Annotated in this window: 19 protein-coding genes; 18 read left to right on the top strand and 1 reads right to left on the bottom strand. The window is 35.4% G+C overall.

What is annotated here, in order from left to right; genetic code table 11:
• Positions 1 to 43 precede the first annotated feature (43 nt).
• From H9D55_RS05635 to recN, 13 genes are all read left to right on the top strand, one after another.
• Positions 44 to 1,105: a M24 family metallopeptidase gene (locus H9D55_RS05635; protein ID WP_186077623.1), complete on the top strand. Its 1,062-nt coding sequence runs from the start codon at positions 44 to 46 to the stop codon at positions 1,103 to 1,105.
• 11 nt (positions 1,106 to 1,116) lie between these two features.
• The gene (gene efp / locus H9D55_RS05630; protein WP_186077621.1) at positions 1,117 to 1,674 is read left to right on the top strand and encodes an elongation factor P; all 558 of its coding nucleotides are present in this window, start codon (positions 1,117 to 1,119) and stop codon (positions 1,672 to 1,674) included.
• A gap of 95 nt (positions 1,675 to 1,769) precedes the next feature.
• Positions 1,770 to 2,210, top strand: a complete 441-nt coding sequence (gene accB, locus H9D55_RS05625) for an acetyl-CoA carboxylase biotin carboxyl carrier protein (RefSeq protein WP_186077619.1) — start codon at positions 1,770 to 1,772, stop codon at positions 2,208 to 2,210.
• Positions 2,210 to 3,556 carry an acetyl-CoA carboxylase biotin carboxylase subunit gene (accC, locus tag H9D55_RS05620; RefSeq protein WP_186078195.1) on the top strand — a complete coding sequence of 449 codons (1,347 nt, stop codon included), beginning with the start codon at positions 2,210 to 2,212 and terminating at the stop codon, positions 3,554 to 3,556. The genes accB and accC overlap by 1 nt, the downstream gene beginning before the upstream one ends.
• 12 nt (positions 3,557 to 3,568) lie before the next feature.
• On the top strand, positions 3,569 to 3,919 hold the full coding sequence (locus H9D55_RS05615) for an Asp23/Gls24 family envelope stress response protein (RefSeq protein WP_186077618.1): 351 nt from the start codon (positions 3,569 to 3,571) through the stop codon (positions 3,917 to 3,919).
• A gap of 12 nt (positions 3,920 to 3,931) precedes the next feature.
• On the top strand, positions 3,932 to 4,297 hold the full coding sequence (nusB, locus tag H9D55_RS05610) for a transcription antitermination factor NusB (RefSeq protein WP_186077617.1): 366 nt from the start codon (positions 3,932 to 3,934) through the stop codon (positions 4,295 to 4,297).
• A gap of 12 nt (positions 4,298 to 4,309) precedes the next feature.
• The gene (gene xseA, locus H9D55_RS05605; protein ID WP_186077615.1) at positions 4,310 to 5,650 is read left to right on the top strand and encodes an exodeoxyribonuclease VII large subunit; all 1,341 of its coding nucleotides are present in this window, start codon (positions 4,310 to 4,312) and stop codon (positions 5,648 to 5,650) included.
• Positions 5,643 to 5,849, top strand: a complete 207-nt coding sequence (gene xseB / locus H9D55_RS05600; RefSeq protein ID WP_186077613.1) for an exodeoxyribonuclease VII small subunit — start codon at positions 5,643 to 5,645, stop codon at positions 5,847 to 5,849. The genes xseA and xseB overlap by 8 nt, the downstream gene beginning before the upstream one ends.
• Positions 5,839 to 6,708, top strand: coding sequence for a polyprenyl synthetase family protein (locus tag H9D55_RS05595; protein ID WP_186077611.1), 870 nt, complete (start codon positions 5,839 to 5,841; stop codon positions 6,706 to 6,708). Before xseB ends, H9D55_RS05595 begins: the two co-directional genes overlap by 11 nt.
• 79 nt (positions 6,709 to 6,787) lie before the next feature.
• Complete coding sequence (dxs, locus tag H9D55_RS05590; RefSeq protein WP_186077609.1) at positions 6,788 to 8,665, top strand: 1-deoxy-D-xylulose-5-phosphate synthase; 1,878 nt, start codon at positions 6,788 to 6,790, stop codon at positions 8,663 to 8,665.
• A complete protein-coding gene (locus tag H9D55_RS05585; protein ID WP_186077607.1) occupies positions 8,652 to 9,434 on the top strand; it encodes a TlyA family RNA methyltransferase in 783 nt (260 codons plus the stop codon). Before dxs ends, H9D55_RS05585 begins: the two co-directional genes overlap by 14 nt.
• A gap of 85 nt (positions 9,435 to 9,519) precedes the next feature.
• The gene (ahrC, locus tag H9D55_RS05580) at positions 9,520 to 9,972 is read left to right on the top strand and encodes a transcriptional regulator AhrC/ArgR (RefSeq protein WP_186077605.1); all 453 of its coding nucleotides are present in this window, start codon (positions 9,520 to 9,522) and stop codon (positions 9,970 to 9,972) included.
• A 13-nt stretch (positions 9,973 to 9,985) separates the two neighbouring features.
• Positions 9,986 to 11,650 (top strand): DNA repair protein RecN, encoded by a 1,665-nt coding sequence (gene recN, locus H9D55_RS05575; RefSeq protein WP_186077603.1) that lies wholly within the window; start codon positions 9,986 to 9,988, stop codon positions 11,648 to 11,650.
• Here the strand turns inward: recN and H9D55_RS05570 are convergent, their stop codons facing one another.
• Positions 11,651 to 11,902, bottom strand: coding sequence for a DUF2627 domain-containing protein (locus H9D55_RS05570; protein WP_186077601.1), 252 nt, complete (start codon positions 11,900 to 11,902; stop codon positions 11,651 to 11,653). It lies immediately after the preceding gene.
• A 197-nt stretch (positions 11,903 to 12,099) separates the two neighbouring features.
• Here H9D55_RS05570 and lpdA point away from each other — a divergent pair, with 197 nt between their 5' ends.
• The 5 genes from lpdA (at position 12,100) to H9D55_RS05545 (ending at position 17,281) form a co-directional block, all read left to right on the top strand.
• Positions 12,100 to 13,509, top strand: coding sequence for a dihydrolipoyl dehydrogenase (gene lpdA / locus H9D55_RS05565; protein ID WP_235963141.1), 1,410 nt, complete (start codon positions 12,100 to 12,102; stop codon positions 13,507 to 13,509).
• A gap of 10 nt (positions 13,510 to 13,519) precedes the next feature.
• Positions 13,520 to 14,515: a thiamine pyrophosphate-dependent dehydrogenase E1 component subunit alpha gene (locus H9D55_RS05560; RefSeq protein ID WP_186077597.1), complete on the top strand. Its 996-nt coding sequence runs from the start codon at positions 13,520 to 13,522 to the stop codon at positions 14,513 to 14,515.
• Positions 14,508 to 15,491 carry an alpha-ketoacid dehydrogenase subunit beta gene (locus tag H9D55_RS05555; RefSeq protein WP_186077595.1) on the top strand — a complete coding sequence of 328 codons (984 nt, stop codon included), beginning with the start codon at positions 14,508 to 14,510 and terminating at the stop codon, positions 15,489 to 15,491. Before H9D55_RS05560 ends, H9D55_RS05555 begins: the two co-directional genes overlap by 8 nt.
• A gap of 10 nt (positions 15,492 to 15,501) precedes the next feature.
• A complete protein-coding gene (locus H9D55_RS05550) occupies positions 15,502 to 16,782 on the top strand; it encodes a dihydrolipoamide acetyltransferase family protein (protein WP_186077593.1) in 1,281 nt (426 codons plus the stop codon).
• Between the two features lie 61 nt (positions 16,783 to 16,843).
• Positions 16,844 to 17,281 carry a BrxA/BrxB family bacilliredoxin gene (locus H9D55_RS05545; RefSeq protein WP_186077591.1) on the top strand — a complete coding sequence of 146 codons (438 nt, stop codon included), beginning with the start codon at positions 16,844 to 16,846 and terminating at the stop codon, positions 17,279 to 17,281.
• Positions 17,282 to 17,298: the final 17 nt, after the last annotated feature.

Raw genomic sequence — 17,298 nt, 5'->3', positions numbered from 1 at the left:
TTCGAAATAATGTAAAATATGGTTTGAAAGGTGGATGTCATTAATGATCAAATATGAGAAGTTAAATCAGATATTAGAAAGAAACAATCTAGATGCATTATTAATTATGAGCCCCTATAACAGACGTTATGTTTCAGGTTTCAGCGGCTCGAGCGGTGCCGTAGTTTATACTAATGATAATAAATATTTAATTTCAGACTTTAGATATAAGAACCAAGCTCCTAAAGAATCTGTAGACTTTGAATTTGTCTTACAAGATAAAGGTCTACTTCCATTTGTCACAGAGTTCCTGAAAGAAAAAGGATTTAAGACAGTTGGTTTTGAATCTGAACACGTAAACTTTAATATCTATGAAACTCTAAAAAATGATTTTGATCTCGTTCCATTAACTGGAGAAGTAGAAAAAATTCGTATGGTAAAAACTTCAGAAGAGATTTTAAAAATCCAAAAAGCTTGTGAAATTGTTGACGAAACATACGTACACATTTTAAAATTTGTAAAGAGTGGAATGACTGAACTGGAAGTTCGTAACGAGCTTGAATATAAGATGGCTCAACTCGGTTCTGAAAAACCAAGCTTTGATACAATCGTTGCTAGTGGATATCGTGGAGCATTACCACACGGAGCAGCTAGCAATAAAGTAATTGAGCGTGGCGACATGGTCACATTAGACTTTGGCGCTTACTATGAAGGTTATGCTTCAGATATTACACGTTCATTTGCTGTAGAAGATGTTACAAGCGAAATGGAAAAAGTGTATAAAATTGTGCTTGAGAGTCAACTAAAAGCATTAGATGAAATCAAGGCTGGCATGACAGGTGAAGAGGCTGATAGTATTGCGCGCGACGTAATTAAGTCTTATGGATATGGCGAAAACTTTGGACATTCACTAGGACATGGTTTTGGTTTAGAAGTACATGAAGGACCAGCACTTGCCCAAAAAAGCGACATTGTTCTTACAGAAAACATGTTAATCACTATAGAGCCTGGTATTTATATTGATAATGTTGGTGGCGTTCGTATAGAAGATGATGCGATCGTAACTAAAGATGGCCTTAAGAAATTAACACATTCAACGAAAGATTTTATTATTGTATCTAACTAGGAGGAAAATGAATGATTTCAGTTAACGATTTTAAAACAGGTTTAACAATTGAAGTAGACAACGGTATTTGGAGAGTTATTGATTTCCAACACGTTAAACCAGGTAAAGGTGCCGCTTTTGTACGTTCAAAGTTGCGCAACTTAAGAACTGGTGCAATCCAAGAAAAAACTTTCAGAGCAGGAGAAAAAGTAGGACGTGCTCAAATTGACAATAATAAAATGCAATACTTATACCAAGATGGGGATAGTTATGTGTTCATGGATAACAACACTTATGAACAAATCTCTGTTAACGCTGGTCAATTAGAACACGAAGTTCAATTCTTAAAAGAAAACATGCCAGTATCTATCATGATGTATGAAGGTGAAACACTTGGTGTTGAACTACCAAAATCAGTTGAACTACAAGTTGTTGAAACAGAACCTGGTCTTAAAGGAGACACTGTTTCTGGTGGTACAAAATCAGCAACAATGGAAACTGGTTTAACGATTCAGGTGCCATTATTTATCGAAAACGGTGAGATACTTGTTGTAAGTACTGAAGACGGCAGCTATGTTTCACGTGCATAAAAAGCAGATTTAATCTGCTTTTTTTTATTAATCGTTGAATTGGTACGACCACATCGGTAAAATGGTAATATCTTATATTATTAGGAGATAGGAATATGAATTTAGATTACATTGATCAACTATTAGATAAAATGGAAAAAGCACAACTCACAGAACTCTCATATAAAGATAGTGAAGTGGACATCGTCCTTAAAAAAGAGACTCCACAAATTAGTTATAGCACTACTGCACCAGTAGCGACACCAGTTGCACAGCCTGTTGAACAAACAAGCGTAAAAGATTCAGTTACACCAGTTGAAACAGGTACGTTTATTAAAGCACCTATGGTGGGTACATTCTACAAAGCACCTTCACCCGAAGCTGATGCTTATGTAAAAGTTGGAGATAAAGTTTCAAACAACTCTGTAGTATGTATTTTAGAAGCTATGAAATTATTTAACGAAATCGAAGCAGAGGTTGCCGGTGAAATTGTTGAGATTTTAGTTGAAGATGGAGAAATGGTTGAGTTTGATCAGCCATTATTCAGAATTAAATGATTAAAAAAGTTTTAATAGCTAACCGCGGTGAGATTGCGGTTCGAATTATTCGTGCTTGTCACGAATTAGGTCTTGAAACGGTTTCAATTTATTCTGAAGCAGATCGTGACAGTTTACACCGGAAACTAGCTACAGAATCCTATTGCATAGGACCTAAACTTTCTAAAGATAGTTATTTAGATATGATCAGCATCATCACAATTGCAGAAAAGACTAATTGTGATGCGATTCACCCAGGTTATGGGTTCTTAGCTGAGAATAGTGATTTCGCAGAAATGTGTGCAGCGTCTAACATTGCTTTTATTGGACCAAGCCATGAAACAATCAGTCTCATGGGGGTTAAAGATGTTGCTAAACAAACGATGATTAAAGCGAATGTTCCTACAGTACCAGGGTCTGACGGTGTTGTACAATCTGTTGAACATGCTAAAAAAATTGGTCAAGAAATTGGGTATCCACTCATCATTAAAGCGAGCCATGGTGGTGGAGGTAAAGGAATCAGAGTTGCACATAACGAAGATGAACTTGTTCAAAACTATCGTTTAACTAAACAAGAAGCTGAAAGTGCGTTTGGTAACAGTGATTTATACATTGAAAAGTACATCACAAATTTCAGACACATCGAAATTCAAATATTAGGTGATTATCATGGTAACGTGATCCATCTAGGTGAGCGTGACTGTACAGTACAAAGAAGAATGCAAAAGTTAGTAGAAGAGGCACCAAGTCCAATTATTGATGTAGAAACTCGTAAAGAAATGGGAGAAACTGCAGTTCGTGCAGCGAAATCTATTAACTACGTGAATGCTGGTACGATTGAATTTATCTATGACCTAGATTCGAATGAATATTATTTCATGGAGATGAATACACGTATTCAGGTTGAACACCCTGTAACTGAAATGATCACAGGAATCGACCTTGTTAGAATGCAGTTGAAAGTTGCGATGAGAGAACCGATTCCATTTAAACAAGAAGATATTGAATTTAAAGGACATGCGTTTGAATTCCGTATCAATGCAGAAAATCCATTTAAAAACTTCATGCCTTCAGCAGGAAAAATTACAGAATTTCTTGCTCCTGGTGGGTTTGGAGTTAGACTTGACACAGCTTCTTATGCTGGATATATAATTCCACCGTACTACGATTCAATGATCGCTAAACTTATTGTTTTTGGTGATGATAGAACCGATGCACTAAGAATTGCCAAGCGTGCATTAGATGAGTTTGAAATTAAGGGAATTGATACGACTATTCCATTCCATAGAAGAATTATTGAAAATGATGACTTTTTAAATAATGATTATAATACAAATTTCCTCGAACAACATGATATAATTAACTGATGAGGTGAGAGCATGTTAATACAATCTAGAACAGAATCAACAGGAGATATTACGATATCAAACGAAGTATTAGAAGTGATATCTAGTATAGCCGTATTAGAAACAAAGAGTGTCCATTCATTGAACAACACACTTGCTAGTGGTACAATCGAAAAATTTGGTAAGAAATACCGTGCAAAAGGTATACGTGTGGAAGATGTTGAAGGAGACTTAAAAATTTCAGTATATGTTAATCTTAGCGATGACAGGAATGTTCACAGTATTGCTGAAACAATTCAAGATAATATTAAAACAGCTGTTAACAATATGCTTGAAATCAACATTTCAGAAATCAATATTCATATCGTGAATATTATTAAATAATAGGTGTATAGAATGAATAGACATGAGATTAGAATTAAAGCATTTCAGATTCTTTTTCAACTCGAAAAAGATATTGTGACCTTAAATGAAATTAAATTTAAAGAATTGTTGGAGATCGAGCAGTACTTAAAAACAATCGTTTATTACTATATAGAACATCAAGAAGAGATTGATGAATCAATCAATAGTAACCTAACGAACTACACAATCGACCGTATTCGGAAAGTTGACCGCAACATCTTGCGAATGACAATCGCTGAGATGCAAGCGACAGATATTCCAAAGAAAGTTGCAATTAATGAAGCAATCAAGATTGCGAAAATTTATGGTGAATCCGATAGCTATAAGTTTATTAACGGTGTTCTAAAGAACTATTAAAAGAGTGATGAAATGACTAAAGATAGGTATCTTTCAGTTAACGCATTAACAACATATATTGCAGAGAAATTTGTCAAAGACCCGTATCTTGAACGGGTCTTTGTTCAAGGTGAGCTATCAAATGCTAAATTGCATTCTTCTGGCCACCTTTATTTTTCGTTAAAAGATGAAAACAGCCAGATTCGAGGAATCATGTTCCAATCTCAAGTAGAAAAGCTAAACTTTAGACCAAAAGATGGAGACAAAGTTATCGTTGATGGTAGAGTATCTGTTTATAAAGGTAACGGTACGTATTCAATCAATGCGTCAAACATGATTTTAGATGGTGTAGGGCTGCTGTTTTTACAACTAGATGAAAACATTAAACGCCTTAGAAGTGAAGGATTGTTTAATACTATACATAAAAAACCAATACCAAAATATCCAAAGCACATTGTTTTGATCACTTCTAAAACAAGTGCTGCGGTTAGGGATATGATAACAGCTGTAGAAAGAAGATTTCCACTTGTTAAGATATCGATTCTAAATACACTCATGCAAGGTGAGAGAAGTAAAAAAAATGTAATCAAGCACCTTAGATTTGCAGATTCTCTTAACGCAGACACGATCATTTTATCTCGTGGTGGGGGATCGATAGAGGATCTTTGGACGTTCAATGATATCGATGTTGCGAGGACTGTATTTGACCTTAACACTCCAATAATTACAGGGATTGGTCATGAAACCGATACAACATTAGTTGATTTTGTGAGTGATCTTCGAGCAACTACGCCAACAGCAGCAATTGAGCATGCTGTACCCGACCAGTTTGCATTATATGAACTTTTTAAAAATTATGAGTATACATTGTCTAAACACATGAACTTAAAGATCGAATATAAAAGAAAAGAATTAGATATGCTTAAGAACTATTATAAGTTTAGGAACCCGTCTGCACTTTATGATCAACAAGTTCAAAAGTTAGATCAGTACGTCGGAGAGTTAGAGCACAGTATCATGTCCTTATTAACTGATAAAAATCATTACTTCGAAATTAGAAAAGCACAGATTTTTAAAACGATTAAAAATAATCAAATTGAGATAAACAGAGCTCATGTATTAAGGCAGAATGAACAAATAAAGCAGTTAATTAAGAATCAAAAAGACAGAAATAAACTACGTCTAAAAAACAAAATTGATCTTTTAGATTCCTTATCTCCACTGCTTATACTAAAACGGGGATATTCTTATTCAACTATAGATAGAAAAGTTATTACAGATATCGACGAAATTTCTCTAAATGATACGATGAAAACAAAGTTAAATAAAGGTACAGTCTGGTCTAAAGTTATTGAGGTGGAGAAAGATGACTAATAAATATAAATCGTTCGAAGACAAATTGAAAAGAATTGACGAAATTGTTCTTAAGCTAGATAGTGATGAAATCACCTTAGAAGAATCATTAGAGCTATATAAAGAAGGCGTAATATTAACTAAAGAATGTGATGATATTCTTAAAAATGCACAACTGAATATCGAAGAATTAACTAAGGATGATTCAGATGGAGAGTAATAATCTATTAAATTCTGTAGTTAACGAAATTATTGATCAATTAAAATTGAATACTATCAATGAATCTCTATTGGATTCGAGCATTTATTCTATTAATGCAGGCGGTAAAAGATTCAGACCCTTGCTGTTACTACAAACTTTAGAAACACTTGGTACTGATATTAATCTTGGAATCATTCCTGCAGCTTCACTTGAAATGATTCATACGTACTCTTTAATACATGATGATCTACCTGCTATGGATGATGATCAATTAAGACGAGGAAAGCCGACGAATCATGTCGTATTTGGCGAAGCAACTGCGATTTTAGCTGGTGACAACCTATTAACAGAGAGCTTTAATCTACTTACTAAGGCAAACTTAACGGCTACACAAATTGTAGAACTCGTTCAATTATACTCTAAGAATGCAGGCCAACTTGGTATGATCAGTGGACAGATGCTGGACATTGAAGCTACGAATAAGGATTTAACAATCGAAGAGCTAGAAGAAATTCATCGCAATAAAACAGGTGAATTAATCGTAGCGGCAATCGAAGCAGCAACTATCATTGCAAATAGTGAAGCACACATCAAAAAACTACTTAAGATATTCGGTGAGAAGCTCGGACTACTGTTCCAAATTACAGATGATATTTTAGACGTGATAGGGACGACCGAAGCTCTCGGTAAAACAGTTGGTAGCGATGAAAAAAATAAAAAGAACACTTATGTATCACTTCTAGGATTAGATGGTGCAAAAGAGGTAAAAAATAACTTAAGAAGCGAAATGTTTGATATTTTAAATGAGTTAGAGAATGATATAAATATATCAATATTAGAAGAACTCGTAGAATCTATAGTAAATAGAGAAAAATGATGACTTAAGTCATCATTTTTCTTTTTGCGATTATACTTAAAATGATATAATGAATAAAGTACAAAAAGGTGGGTGCTATATGGATTTGTATAATATAGAAGATCCCTCATTTTTAAAAAATAAAAGTGAAGATGAATTGAAAGAAATTGCTCAAGAAATCAGAAAATTTTTAATTGAATCTTGTGCTAAGACGGGTGGCCATATTGGCGCAAACCTTGGGGTCGTTGAACTCACAATTGCACTCCATAAATTCTACAATTCACCAGAGGATCAAATTATCTTTGATGTTGGACATCAGGCATACATTCATAAAATCTTAACAGGCAGAATCAATCAGTTTGATTCATTAAGACAATATAAAGGGTTATCTGGGTTCCCTAAACTCAGCGAATCAGAACACGATGTTTGGGAAGCTGGCCATTCTTCAACATCTCTATCAGCAGCTATGGGTATAGCTAAAGCGAGAGACATTAAAGGCGAACAATTCGCTGTTGTCCCAATCATTGGTGATGGAGCTTTAACTGGCGGTATGGCTTTAGAAGCATTAAACCATATTGGTTCAGATAAAACTAAGATGACTATAATTTTGAATGATAACGAGATGAGTATTGCACCAAACGTCGGTGCTTTACACAATATGCTTGGACGTATTCGTACAAATACAAGTTACAACAGAATTAAATATGATGTAGAAGAGTTATTATCTAAGATACCATCTGTGGGTTCATCTATTCGAGGCGTTGCAGATAGAGTAAAAGACAGCTTAAAATATTTAGTTGTAAATGGCGTTTTCTTTGAGGAACTTGGTATTAAATATATTGGTCCGGTTGACGGACACAGCTTCCATGACATTGAGCGTGCATTAAAATCAGCTAATGAATCAAGTGGTCCAGTTCTAATACATGTGATTACTAAAAAAGGTAAAGGATATCAACATGCAGAAAACGATGAAATTGGTACTTGGCATGGTCTAGGACCTTATAAAATTGAAACAGGTGAATCGATTGGTTCCGGTGGCACTATGTCATGGAGTGAGTTCATGTCTAACTCAGTATTTGAGCATGCGCTAAAAGACGAAAGGATCGTCGCATTAACACCAGCAATGCCAGTAGGTTCTAAGTTGCATAAATTTCAAAATGAATTGCCAGAACGCTTCTTCGATGTTGGTATCGCTGAACAACACGTCGTGACTATGGCTGGTGGCCTTGCAAGTTACGGTATGAAACCTTATGTTGCGATTTACTCAACGTTTTTACAAAGAGGTTACGATCAAGTATTACATGACATTGATCGTCAAAAGCTCAATGTGTTTTTTGGAATTGACCGCAGTGGTTTAGTTGGTGCAGACGGTGAAACACACCACGGTGTGTTTGACCTTACCTTCTTATTACCATTGCCTAACATGGTAGTAGTTATGCCTAGAGACGAGAAAGAAGCAAAATTGATGATTGACTTTGCTGTAGACTATAACGGTCCAATCGCATTCAGATACCCAAGAGGCAATATATTAGGTGTAGATATGAACGAAGAAAGATCTGAGATTGAACTTGGTAAGTGGGAAACAATGCAAAAAGGTATTGATATCACAGTTATAAGCTATGGTCCAACGCTCACAGATGTACTAGAAGCTAATTCGGCTTTAAAAGAAAAAGGTATTAGCGTTAATATCATAAATGCTCGCTTTATTAAACCGATTGATACTGATTTAATCACAGAGATCGCAAAATCTGGACAACCAATTCTAGTAGTTGAGGAAGCGATGCTTACTGGTGGACTAGGTGCACTCGTTCAGTCATACGTTATGGATCATGACTTAGGTACTACAGTAAAACGTATTGGAATTGACAACACATATGTAGAACAAGGTAGCGTATCAGAATTATTAGAAGAAGTTGGTCTGACTAAAGAAAATATTATAAACAAAGTTCTTGAGATTTTAAGTAATGAAAAAAAATAAGACAAGAGCGGACCTTTATCTTTACGAACATTTTAATTTAGGCACGATAGAGGATATAAGAAGACTCATCATGGCAGGAAAAGTATTAAACAATAATACACCTGTATATAAACCTTCTGACATCATAGTTGAAGAAACGGCAAATATTCGTTTTAAAAATATCAAAGAATTTGTCTCTCGTGGTGGACTAAAGCTCCGTGAGGCAATTCTTGTATTTAACCTAGACATCAACGATAAGGTCATCGTTGATATCGGTAGCTCTACTGGTGGTTTTACAGATTGTGCTCTGGCGCATGGGGCGAGACTTGTTTACGCAGTGGACGTAGGGACAAATCAATTAGACTATAGTCTTAGAGTAGATGAAAGAGTCATAGTTCTTGAACAGACGAACTTTAAAGACATTACAGATGAAATCCGTGAATTACCAAATACAATCACAATAGATGTGAGCTTTACGTCTATAATTCCAATATTGAGGCATATCAAAGCGCTATGGAATCATAATTATGAGGTCATAGCACTTATTAAACCTCAGTTTGAAAGCTATTTAGAAGAGCGAGAACAAGACGGTATAATCAGGAGTAAAGAGACTCAAAAGCTCACTATTGAACGCGTTGTTGATGAGTGTGCGTTTATCGGATTTAGTACTTATCAAATCATTGAATCGCCAATTAAAGGAACTAAAGGTAATACTGAATTTTTACTACACATCATTAATGATGATAATAACAATAAATTAACGAACGAAGAAATCACAGCAATATTTTAATTGCTGTGATTTTTTGAATTGTATTTATTATTCACATTGTGGTATATTCGAATAAATATACATGTTCAAAGAAAGGTGATATCTTATGTCAAATAAGTCTGTGCGCCAAATTAAAATTAGAGAAATTATTTCCAGTCACAACATCGAAACACAAGAAGAGTTGGTTGAGAAGTTATTAGAACAAAAATTTGATGTGACACAAGCCACAGTTTCAAGAGACATTAAAGAATTACAATTATTCAAAGTCCCCACTGCAGATGGTTCATATGTATACAGTATGCCTCAAGACAGAAAGTACCACCCATTAGAAAAACTAGGAAGATACTTAATGGATAGCTTTGTTAAATTAGATTCACATGATAATCTACTTGTCTTAAAAACATTACCAGGTAACGCACAATCAATTGGTGCAATTCTAGACCAACTAGAATGGGAAGAAGTTGTTGGAACTATATGTGGTGACGATACATGCTTACTCATCTGCCGTGGTGAAGAGGCGTTACAAACAATTAAAGAACGTATTTTCAATTTAATTTAAAGGTGTGTAAAGCATGTTACTTCGTTTAAACATTAAGAACTTCGCTGTGCTTGAAAACATAGAACTCGATCTATATGACAAATTAACAGTTATTTCAGGTGAATCTGGAGCAGGTAAATCTATGTTAATCGAAGCGATGGGTTACTTAGGCGGAAAGCGTGCGAGTACAGAGGATATTCGTTATGATACTGCGAGATCTGTAATTGAAGGCGTTTTTGATTTTCCAGATACAGAAAAGTTAAACCAAGTTTTAGAATACTACAATATTCCAGTCGACGAAGTATTTATTGTTCGTAGAGAAATTATGCAAAATAAGAAGAGTATCATAAAAGTTAATAACCAGCTCGTTACCCTAACAGCATTGAGAGAAATCATGAGTGAAGTATTTACAATTCATACTCAAGATGCGCATGATGATATTTTACGCAGAGAAAATCAATTAAATTATTTGGATCTTTTTATCGAACTTGAAGAAGAACAAGTATTTAAAGACTATCAAAACTCTTATAAAAATCATAATTCAATTAAAAAACGCATTGAAGAGCTTGAATATAAAGACCGAAATCGCTTAGAGCAACTAGATAATTTGAAGCTTCAATTAAATGAAATCAGTGCGCTTAATCTTACTAATATTGATGAGGAAAAAGAGCTCGAAGAAGAGTTAGAGTATCTTATGAACTATGAAACAGTGCACGAAACCTTGCAATCGATTGAATCTATGTTTAACAGTGAACAGAGTGTAGAGACTCAGCTTTATGAGATATACACACTGCTAGATCGCATCGTACAATTTGACCCGAATTATGAGTCCTATCGAGAGGTATTCGAGAGCGGTTATCATTTACTTCGAGAATTAAACAGTGAAGTGAATCGAGATATGACGAACTTAGAGTTCGATGAAAACAGGCTAAATGAAATTCAGGAACGTTTAAGTTCAATAAATTACCTAAAACGTAAATACAATGAGACCTTCACAGGTCTCATTGATTTACAGCATAGTTTAGAACAAGATATAGAAGCTTTAGTTAACTTTTCATCTTCTTACGAAGAGTTGCAAGTACAAAAAGATAACGCGTTTAAAGAGATGGAATCCCATGCAAAAGAACTGCATAAACTTAGAATTGATAGAAAAGACTTCCTCGAGACATCTATAGAAAAAGAACTTCAAGATTTAGATATGGTGCATTCAGCAATAGAGATTAGTGTAAAAGAAGGACAATTTAATGAAAAAGGTTTTTCAAATGTTGAATTTTTGATTTCAACAAATAAAGGAGAACCAATGAAACCACTAAACAAAATTGCATCTGGTGGGGAAGTTTCTAGATTAAACCTTGCTTTAAGAACGATATTCTCAAATTTTGAGAATCAAGCACTCGTAATTTTAGATGAGATTGACACAGGAGTTAGTGGTTACGTAGCAACCAAGATGGCAGAAAAAATGAAATTACTGTCCAAAACAAGACAAGTATTCACAATTTCTCATCTGCCTCAAGCAGCTGCTACGTCGGATCATCATCTAAATGTATATAAAGAAGTGATAGAAGGAAGAACAGTCTCTCTTGCTAAGTACCTAAATGAAGAAGAACACACTTATGAAATTGCTCGTATGTTAAGTGGCTCAAAACTAAATGAAGCTGCAATTATCAACGCCCGAGAATTAATAAACTCTAGTAAATAATTATTTACTAGAGTTTTTTTCTTTCATAAAACGTTCTTGGGCTCGTTTATTTTTCTTTTCCCTATGAAGAATGTATCCCGCAACAAACCAGATACCTAGAACTGTTAGAATTAGTCCAACTACGAATTGAAGCGCTACTGAACTGAATGGAGGTATCGCGATAGCGAACACTGCATCTCTCATAAGTTTTATTCCGTAAGCTGCAAACAGAGCTGGAATTACAAGTACTAATAGCGCAATTATTTTTTTCAAAACATCACCACATATTTTTGTTATTTTCTGAATATAAGGTCTCGCAATCAAAAATCATTTCAGTATTGTATAATAGAATATAGATTAGATAATTGAAGACCTAATAACTTATATTATACTAATTGATATGCCAAATTTCAGTATATCTGAAATTTTTTTAGGTAAATAAGTGGTATGACCACAGACAATTGGAGGCTATTATGACTAAACATTATGATTTAGTAGTAATTGGAGGCGGAACAGGTGGTTATGTATCTGCAATCAGAGCAAGCCAACTAGGCCTCAGTGTTGCTATTGTTGAGAAACAGAAACTAGGTGGCACATGTTTACATAGAGGATGTATACCAACCAAAAGTTTACTTAAGTCTGCTGACTTAATAGAGCAAATTAAAATAACAAATGAGCTTGGTATCACTGATCTAGAAATTAATTTTGATTATAAAAAAATTGTAGCTAGAAAAGATAAAATCGTGGATCAAATGTATAAAGGTATCCACGGACTTATAAAAAAGAATAAAATTGATGTCTTTAACGGTCACGGAAGAATGCTGGGACCTTCTATTTTCTCACCTATCAGTGGAACGGTTGCTGTCGAAAGAGAAGATGGTGAAAGTGATGTTCTCACAAATGACTATGTGTTAATCGCTACAGGAACAACACCTCGTGAATTACCATACTTAGAGTTTGACAATAAGATTGTGATTTCAAGTGACCACATTCTGACTCAAGAAACGTTACCAGAGTCTATATTGATTATCGGTGGTGGTGTTATCGGCGTAGAATTTGCTTCACTCTTATCTGATTTAGGTGTTAATGTCACAATTGTAGACGTAGAGGATCGTTTACTAAAATTAGAAGACAAAGACGCATCAAGAATCATTGAAGATACATTTAAGAAGAAAAATGTTGCTATCCATACTAGTACACGTTTAGTAGAGTCTGACTTCACTAAAAATGAATCGTCTATGACTGTTGAGTTAGATGGTAAGAGTGTTGAATTCGATCAAGTACTTGTTGCGATCGGACGTGTACCATTAACGGATGATATTGGACTTTCTAATACTAAGATTAAGACAGATAAAGGATACATTGAGACGTCGGAATTTTATCAGACAGCAGAATCTCATATCTACGCGATTGGGGACTGCATTGGTAAACTTCAACTCGCACATGTTGCGACAAAAGAAGGCCTAATTGCTGTAGAAAAAATTGCTCATCAAACACCAATTGAGCTTGATTATCGTGCAGTACCGAGATGTGTATACACAAATCCTGAAATTGCTTCTATTGGATTCACTGAAGACGAATTAAAGGAGTCAAATACTAAATATAAAGCACATAAATTTCCATTAGTTGGTGTTGCTAAAGCTGTCATTGAAAATGATGGAGTTGGATTCGTAAAGTTGCTCGTAGATGAACACGAATCTATTTTAGGTGCAACGATTGTTGGTGCACATGCAACCGAATTAATAAACGAGTTATCTCTCGCAAAATTCTTAGATGTAAGCATGTCAGAAATGAAAGAAACGATTCATGCACATCCATCAGTAGGAGAAGGTATTTTTGAAGCTTCATTAGATGCTTTAGGAATGGCAATTCATAAATAGGAGGTTCATTATGGCAAAGCATATTGAATTAGGATTAGATAATGATGATTTAAAACATATGTACAGGATCATGTTATTGTCACGTCGTTTAGATGAGAGAATGATGTTATTAAACAGAGCGGGTAAATTACCTTTCGTCATTTCATGTCAGGGACAGGAGGCAGCTCAGGTTGGTGCTGCTTATGCATTAGACAAAGAACATGATATCTTAAGTCCCTATTATCGTGACTTAGGTGTAGTGACTGAATTTGGGGTAACTGCAAAAGACAGCATGATATCAGCGTTTGCTAAGAAAGAAGATATCTCTAGTGGTGGTAAACAAATGCCAGGACATTACGGATCAAAAAAACATAATATTTTAACTCAAGGGTCTGTAGTTACGACGCACGTACTCCATGCTGTAGGTGCAGCATATGCAAAGATGCTAGATAATGCAGAAGGGGTTTCGTTCGCAACACTAGGTGAAGGTTCTACGTCTCAAGGAGACTTCCATGAAGGTCTAAACTTCGCAGCGATTCATAAATTACCATTCATCTGTATGATTGAGAACAACGGATACGCAATTAGTGTCCCGTCAGAACTACAATATGCAGTAAAAGACTTATCGAAACGTGCTATCGGATACGGCATGCATGGAGAACAAGTAGACGGTAACGATCCTTTAGAAGTATATCGTGTTATTAAAGAAGCTAGAGACCGAGCTGTGAATGGCGAAGGTCCAACATTAATTGATGCGATTGTTCATAGACTTGGTGCGCACTCATCAGACGATGACGATAAATACAGAGACAAAGAAATGATTGCATCATTAAAAGAAACAGATTGCATAAATACATTTAAACAATACATCCTCGATGAAACAGACATCGACGAAAACTGGTTTGCTGAATTAGAAGATGAAATTAAAGCTGAAATTAATGAAGCGACTAAATATGCAGAAAATGCAGAATATGCAGCACCAGAAGATGCATTACTGAACGTATATGAGGAGGTTCACAATGGCTAAAATGACCTATTTAGAGGCGATACGAGATGCCCTTGATTTTGAAATGGAAAAGGACAACGATGTATTCGTTCTAGGTGAAGACGTAGGTAAAAAAGGAGGCGTATTTAAAGTAACAGACGGTTTACAGAGCAAATATGGTAAAAATAGAGTATTAGATACGCCTCTTGCAGAATCACTGATAGCAGGTACTGCAATTGGTGCAGCAATGATGGGTAAAAGACCAGTAGGTGAAATTCAATTTGCTGAATACATTTTACCTGCAACAAATCAAATTTTAAGTGAAGCAGCTAAGATTAGATACCGTTCAAACGGTGACTGGAATTGTCCACTAGTAATAAGAGCACCATTTGGTGGTGGAATTCATGGAGCGCTCTATCATTCACAATCAATTGAGAGTGTATTTGCATCTACTCCAGGATTAAAAGTAGTTATTCCATCAACACCGAGCGATGCGAAAGGCTTACTGATTGCAGCGATTAGAGATAACGACCCTGTTTTATATTTTGAACATAAGAAAGCGTATCGTTTCTTAAGAGAAGAGGTACCGGAAGGTGAATACGTTGTTCCAATTGGAGAAGTAGACGTGAAGCGTGATGGTGATGATATTACAGTTATTACTTATGGACTTTGTGTACACATGGCGATTGAAGCGGCAGAGCGTCTAAAAGACGATGGTTATGAAGCTAAAATTGTAGACCTTCGAACAATATATCCGCTAGATAAAGAAGGTATTAGAAAACATGTAAAAGAAACTGGTAAGGTATTATTAGTTACTGAAGACAACTTAGAGGGCAGTGTAATGAGTGAAGTATCTGCGATAATCAGCGAGGATTGCTTCTATGATTTAGATGCTCCGGTGATGAGACTTGCTGGCCCTGATGTACCTGCAATGCCATATGCGCCACCAATGGAAGACTATTTCATGGTAAACCCAGACAAAATTTATAACAAAATGAAAGAACTTGCAGAACACTAGGAGGATATAGATGGAAATTATTAAAATGCCAAAACTAGGTGAAAGTGTTCACGAAGGTACGATTGAAGAATGGCTAGTAAACGTTGGAGATACTGTTTCAGAATACGACCCATTATGTGAAGTACTAACGGATAAAGTAACAGCAGAAGTTCCATCTTTATTTGATGGTGTAATAAATGAAATTCTTGTAGAAAGAGGTGAGACAGTTAGTGTCGGCACACCGATATTAAAAATCGAAGTAGAGGGCGACGGCTCAAGTGCAGAAGAACCTGTTGAAGAATTACAAGAAAGAGTAATTGAAGATAAAAAAAAGAATGTGTCTGTATCAACTAATACTAAATTTAAATCAACTTTCGTAGAAAAACCATCAGGAATGAGAATCTCGCCAGTAGTGATGAGACTCGCTTCAGAAAACAACATCGATCTAAATGAAGTTAAAGGCACTGGTGCCTTAGAACGAGTGACAAAAAAAGATATTGAAAAATTCATAGCTAGTGGTGGTAAAAATAAGAACAAAGTTGAAACACCTGTCAAAGAAAATAAACATGAAAGCATTCATGTACAAACACCACCGACAACTAATAACAGCACTTCTCTAAAAGGAACGCGTATACCAGTTTCAGGTGTAAGAAAAGCAATCGCGAACAAAATGACTCAATCTGTTACAGAGATTCCGCATGCATGGTTAATGATGGAAGTAGATGCTACTAATCTTGTTGCACTAAGAAATAAGCATAAAGAAAACTATAAGAATCAAGGGGTTAATTTAACTTACTTTACATTCTTTATTGATGCAGTAACGAAAGCTTTGGCTGAGTATCCAATTCTAAACAGTACATGGCAAGATGAAGAGATACTCGTTCATGATGATATAAACATCTCAATTGCGGTGGCATCTGATGATAATTTATATGTTCCAGTTATTAAAGGAGCAGATAGACTATCAATCAAAGGACTTGCAGAAGAGGTTGGTACACTTGCTACTTTAGGTAGAAGTAATAAGCTAACTCAAAGTCATATGAGTGGTGGTACATTCACAGTGAACAACACAGGTGCATTTGGCTCTATACAATCAATGGGGATTATCAATCACCCTCAGGCGGCCATTCTACAAGTTGAATCAATCATTAAAAAACCAGTCTTCATTAATGATATGCTAGCTGCACGTCATATGGTGAATTTATGTATGTCTATTGATCATAGAATTTTAGACGGATTAGTTGCGGGGAAGTTCTTAGCTAGAGTTAAAGAATTAATTGAAAATATTGATCCTAATCAATCCAATCTCTAACCTTTACAAATTATACTCATAAGCATAAACTAAATATAAATGAGTAAGAGGAGATTATTAAATGGAACTAGATTTTAATTTATATATGAATGACCTAGTATCAAATGCCCGTACAGAAATGACTGAAGCAGGATACACTGAACTACTCACTGCTGAAGATGTTAACCGTGAACTAGATAAAGAAGGTACAGCACTAGTAATGATTAACTCAGTATGTGGTTGTGCTGGAGGTATTGCTAGACCAGCTGCAATTCATTCACTGAACTACGATCATTTACCCACACGACTACTTACAGTGTTTGCTGGCCAGGACAAAGAGGCGACTGAAGCGGTACGTGAAAGAACGCCAGACTACCTTCCTTCATCGCCATCGTTTGCTTTCTTTAAAGATGGTAAAATTGTAGATATGGTAGAGAGACATGAAATTGAAGGGCATGACGTGATGAGTGTTATCACGGACCTTCAAGCATGGTACATGGAGCACGGTGAAGAAATATAAAAAAAGAGTGGTCGCTA

The organism is Phocicoccus pinnipedialis, from assembly GCF_903994035.1.
Lineage (GTDB): Bacteria > Bacillota > Bacilli > Staphylococcales > Salinicoccaceae > Phocicoccus > Phocicoccus pinnipedialis.
The sequence above is the reverse complement of the archived record's forward strand: the minus strand, read 5'-3'. Positions and strand labels throughout refer to the sequence as shown.